The sequence below is a fragment of the Fundidesulfovibrio sp. genome, from assembly GCF_058402725.1.
Map to the genome: position 1 here is coordinate 1 of NZ_JBZVFJ010000193.1, position 5,198 is coordinate 5,198.

Sequence of the window (5,198 nt, forward strand, 5' to 3'; positions counted from 1 at the left end):
GGCGACAGCAGGAGCTCGTCCCCGCCCCCGAACAGCTCGCCCAGCAGGGACGCCGCCGACTCCGCATCGGGCGTGTCGCCCAGGGCGAAGTTCTCCAGCACCAGGGTGTCGCGCGGGCACACGAAAAGCTCGCACACCGAGGGCAGCCCGTCGCGCCCGGCCCGGCCCACCTCCTGGGCGTAGCTCTCCACGCCCTTGGGCAGGTTGTAGTGGTAGACGGAGCGCAGATCGGCCTTGTCCACACCCATCCCGAAGGCGATGGTGGCCACCACCGTCAGCTCCCCCGAGGCCATGAAGGCCTCCTGCACCGCCTCGCGTTCCTCCTGGGCCATGCCCGCGTGGTAGGCCCGGGCCTCCACGCCGTGCTCCCGCAGCCACTGCGCCACCGTCTCCGCCGTCTTCTGCAAGGTGACGTACACCAGCGCCGCACCCTTGGGACGCCCGCGCAGCCGCTCCAGCAACAGCTGACGCCGCGTCGAGGGCGTGGCCGCCGTGGCCCGCAGCTCCAGGTTGGGGCGGTAGAAGCCCGTGTGCACCACGTCGTCCTGGGCCACGCCGAAGCCGTTCGCGATGTCGGCCGCCGTGTCCCGGTCCGCCGTGGCCGTCAGCGCCAGCACGCGCTCCACGCCCAGCTCCCGGGCCGTGCGCGCGATCTTCAGGTACTCCGGGCGGAAGTTGTGCCCCCACTGGCTGATGCAGTGGGCCTCGTCCACCGCCAAGAGCGACACCCGCACGCGCCGGATCACGCCCAGAAACCGCTCGTTGGAAAGCCGCTCCGGGGAGATGTACAGGATCTTCAGCTCACCGGCACGCAGCCTGCCCAGAACGTCCCGGGCCTGCTGCGCATCCAGGCTCGAATCGTAGCGCGCCGCCGGGAGGCCCCGCGAGGTCAAGAAGTCCATCTGGTCCTTCATGAGCGCCAAGAGCGGCGACACCACCAGCGTCACGCCCGGCATCAACAGCGCGGGCAACTGGTAGCACAGGCTCTTGCCGCCCCCCGTGGGGAAGATCGCCAGCACGCTGCGGCCCGACAGCAGCCGGGCGACGGCGTCAGCCTGGCCGGGCCGCAAGGACTCGAACCCGAACGCCTCCCGCAAGAGCGGCAGCACGGCAGGGGGCAGGGGAGGGCTGGCGGCTGCCATGGACATGTCCTAGTGGTTGTTGGGGTGGAGCACCGGGACCGGCAACACAGTCCCACCCGGTGAAGCCCGCGAAGCAAAAAGGGATTCCAAAGGGCGTAGCCCTTTGGCCGCCGGAGGCTTCTTCGGCCAACCTGCCGCCCGCAACGGCTTCGCCCTGGCTAGACGTCCTGCAGGGGCTGTCCCAGAGCCTTTTCGATCCTCGCCCGCACGGCTTTGGCGCGGTTCTCGCCGCGCGTGACGCTGGCCAGACGTTCGGGGTTGTCCTTCCAGGTGTTCTTCCAGATGCTGTAGCGGTCCTCGATGGAGACGCGGTTCACACGGCGGTAGCTCTTGTCCGCGATGTAGACCACCTCGGCCTCGGTGATGGGCTCGTCCGGGGCTGGGGTGCGGCCGCCCAGGCGGGTGTGCACTTCCACGACATCGGCGGTGGAGTGGTAGTCCAGGGCACGCAGGAGTTCGGCGCCGGAGCGGTCGTGGTCGGGGTGTCCCTTGCGGATGTCGTGGAGGATGGCGGCGGCCTCGATGAGTTCCAGGTCGAGGGAGAGGCCGCGCGCGTTGAGGTTTTGTCCGATGGCCATGGCCAGTTCGGCCACGGCCAGGGAGTGGGCCACGCGTTGCGGGTTATCGCACTGGTGGCTCTGGAGCAGTTCGAGGGCGTCGTTGCGGTTGGGGATGCGCATGGTGAAGGCTCAGGCCAGAAGGGCTTTGGCGAAATCCTCGCCGGAGAAGGGCCGCAGGTCTTCCATCTTTTCGCCGAGTCCCACGAAGGTGATGGGGATGGAGTGTTCCAGGGCGATGCCCACCACCACGCCGCCCTTGGCGGTGCCGTCGAGCTTGGTGAGGACGATTTCGTCCACGCCGACGGCCTCGTTGAAGAGTTTCGTCTGGGAGAGGGCGTTCTGGCCGGTGGTGGCGTCCACCACCAGGATGGTGCGGTGGGGCGCGCCGGGGTGCTTCTTGCCCAGGACGCGTTCGATCTTCTTGAGTTCTTCCATGAGGTTGGCCTTGGTGTGCAGGCGTCCGGCGGTGTCCAGGAGCATGAGGTCGCAGCCTTCGGCCAGGCAGCGTTCCATGGCCTCGAAGGCCACGGCGGCGGGGTCGGCGCTTTCGCCCTTGGAGAAGAAGGACGCGCCCACGCGGTTGGCCCAGATCTGAAGCTGTTCGATGGCGGCGGCGCGGAAGGTGTCGCCTGCGGCGATGAGCACCTTGCGGCCCTGCATCTGAGCGCGGTAGGCCAGCTTGGCGATGGTGGTGGTCTTGCCTACGCCGTTGACGCCCACGATCATCACCACTTCGGGCGGGTTGACGGCTTTGATGGTCTTGGGGGCGCGGAAGATCTGGGCGAGCTCCTCGCGAAGGATCTCCTTGAAGCCGGAGGGATCGGAGACGCCGGCCTTGCGGGCGCGGTTCTTGAGCTGGGCCAGGAGCTTTCCCGCCGGCTCGAAGCCCACGTCGGCCATGATGAGGATTTCCTCCAGCTCTTCCCAGAAATCGTCGTCCATCTTGTCGTGGGAGGAGAGCAGGCCGTCGATGCGCGCGGCGATCTGCTCGCGGGTCTTGGCCAGGCCTTCGGAGAGTTTGAGGAAGAGTCGGGAGCGCTCGTCCTCCTCGTCTTCGAGTTCCAGGGCCAGGGCGAGGCGGTACTGGAGTTCTGAGCGGAACTCCTCCACCTCCTCGTAGCCCATGTTGGCGAGCCATTTCTCGAAGCGGGCGATGAAATCGTCGGCTTCGGCGGCGGGGGCCTCCAGGCAGGTGAAGAGGAAGCGCAGGCGCTGCCACAGCTCGGGACCCGCCACGCTCACGCCCTGGAGGACGATGGCGAGCCAGACGGAGAGCCTGGGCTCTGCCTGGCGCAGGGCGAGGGTGAGTTCCTTCTGCCAGTCCTCGCTGGCCAGATGCGCGGTGGGAGCTTCCGGGGCCTCGAGGGGCTCGGTTTTCGGGGCTGTGGGGGGCGTCAGGCTGTCCTGGGGCGTTTCGGCGGAGGTCGGGGGCGCTGCGTCCGGCTGGACATCGGGCTGTTTGGCGGCGGCATCCCCGGTCTGTTCGGGCGAGGCGGCCTCGGCGGGCAGGTCGCTCTTCTTGCCGCCCAGCCAGGAGGTGATCTTTGAGAAGAAGCCCATGGTATTCCTTGATGAAGAGGGTGACGGCAAACCCGGCCCGGGGCCGGAGAGGCCTTGAGCTTGAAATCCCTTCCTTATACTCTGGAATGGACCGGTTCTTCAAGTGTCCATGGCGGAGTCTCCGTCGTTCCGCCTAGCGGACCAGCAGTCCTCCTGCGGAAATGCTTGCCCGCAAGCCGGAATCTGGGATAAGCGGAAGCCATGAAACGCACGAAAATCACGGAACTGCTGTCCGCCCGCGAGGGCAGGGAGCAGGTGCTGGTCAAGGGGTGGGTGCGCACGCGCCGCGACGCCAAGGACTTCTCCTTCCTGGAGATCAACGACGGCTCCTGCCTGGCCAACATCCAGGCCATAGTGGACTCCACGGCCCAGGGGTACGACGGGGTCAAGGAAATCGGCACGGGCGCGAGCGTGGCCGTGCGGGGCGCTCTGGTGGCCTCGCCCGGCAAGGGCCAGGCGTGGGAGGTCAAGGCCACGGGCGTGGAACTGATCGGCGCGGCCGACCAGGAGACCTTCCCCCTCCAGAAGAAGCGCCACTCCGACGAGTTCTTGCGGGCCATCGCCCACCTGCGGCCGCGCACCAACAAGTTCGGGGCCATGTTCCGCATCCGCTCCGAACTGGCCCTGGCCATCCACAGGTATTTCCAGGAACGCGGCTTCTTCTACCTGCACACGCCCATCATCACGGGGTCGGACTGCGAGGGCGCGGGCGAGATGCTTCGCGTGACGGCCCTTGACCCCGGAAAGCCACTGGGACCCGAAGGCGTCAAAAACGACTTCTTCGGCAAGGACGCCTTCCTCACGGTGTCGGGGCAGCTCTCGGCCGAGCCCTTCGCCCTGGCCTTGGGCGACGTGTACACCTTCGGCCCCACGTTCCGGGCCGAACCTTCCGACACCGCGCGCCACGCGGCCGAGTTCTGGATGGTGGAGCCCGAGATGGCCTTCGCCACCCTCCAGGACAACATGGACCTGGCCGAAGACATCCTCAAGTACTGCATCCGGGCGGTGATGGAGCGCAGGGGGGCGGATCTGGAGCTCTTCGCCAAGTGGGTGGACACCACCCTCATGGCCACCCTGGAACGGCTGGTGAACGAGCCTTTCGAGCGCATTCCATACAGGGAAGCGGTGGAGATCCTGCGCAAGGCCCCCCGCTCCTTCGAGTACGAGGCGGCCTTCGGCAAGGACATCCAGACCGAGCACGAGCGCTACCTTGCCGAGGAGCACTTCAAGAAACCCGTGATCGTCCACGACTACCCCAAGGACATCAAGGCCTTCTACATGCGCCAGAACGACGACGGAGAGACCGTGGGGGCCATGGACGTGCTCGTGCCGCGCATCGGTGAGATCGTGGGCGGCAGCGCCCGTGAGGAGCGTCTCTATCGCCTGGAGGCGCGCATCGCCGAAATGGGCCTGGCAGCCGAGCACTACCAGTGGTACCTGGACACGCGCCGCTTCGGCACGGCCCCGCACGCGGGCTTCGGGCTCGGCTTCGAGCGCCTGGTGATGCTGGCCACCGGCGCCACCAACATCCGCGACGTGATCGCCTTCCCCCGCACCTACAAGCACCTTGAATTCTAGGGACCAGCTTCCCTGACAAGACGCCCGGGACCGGCAGGACGCCGCTCCCGGGCGTTTTGCGTGGGCAGGGCAGGGATCGGAACGAGGGCGTTTCGGGAAGAACGCAAGACCTCCGGAGGCCCCATGCGCGCGCTCCAGGCGGAGCGTGCAGAAGGGGATGTCTGCGAATCGTCTCCTGAAGGGGGTGGTGAAGCGGGAAGAAACGGCAGGGAATGAGCCCTGAAGAACACCATCGTTCAAAATTTATAGTGTTAAAAAACATGGTGTTAATGAGATGTGAGAGTGGAAGGCGACGGAAGTTGAAAATAGTCGTTGACGTTTGGGGCGAGCGCCCGTAAAAGCCCCCTTCTGCCTGACG

4 protein-coding genes are annotated in these 5,198 nt (G+C 66.8%); 1 reads left to right on the forward strand and 3 read right to left on the reverse strand.

What is annotated here, in order from left to right; all coding sequences use genetic code 11:
* The 3 genes from ACV4UX_RS17085 to ftsY form a co-directional block, all read right to left on the reverse strand.
* The coding region (locus tag ACV4UX_RS17085; protein ID WP_491594487.1) for a RecQ family ATP-dependent DNA helicase at positions 1–1,142 on the reverse strand (1,142 nt) is incomplete at its 3' end.
* Positions 1,143–1,300: 158 nt separating this feature from the next.
* A complete protein-coding gene (locus ACV4UX_RS17090; protein ID WP_491594488.1) occupies positions 1,301–1,822 on the reverse strand; it encodes an HD domain-containing protein in 522 nt (173 codons plus the stop codon).
* 9 nt (positions 1,823–1,831) lie between these two features.
* Positions 1,832–3,262 carry a signal recognition particle-docking protein FtsY gene (gene ftsY / locus ACV4UX_RS17095; RefSeq protein ID WP_491594489.1) on the reverse strand — a complete coding sequence of 477 codons (1,431 nt, stop codon included), beginning with the start codon at positions 3,260–3,262 and terminating at the stop codon, positions 1,832–1,834.
* Positions 3,263–3,463: 201 nt separating this feature from the next.
* Here ftsY and asnS point away from each other — a divergent pair, with 201 nt between their 5' ends.
* Positions 3,464–4,840 (forward strand): asparagine--tRNA ligase, encoded by a 1,377-nt coding sequence (gene asnS / locus ACV4UX_RS17100; RefSeq protein ID WP_491594490.1) that lies wholly within the window; start codon positions 3,464–3,466, stop codon positions 4,838–4,840.
* Positions 4,841–5,198 lie beyond the last annotated feature (358 nt).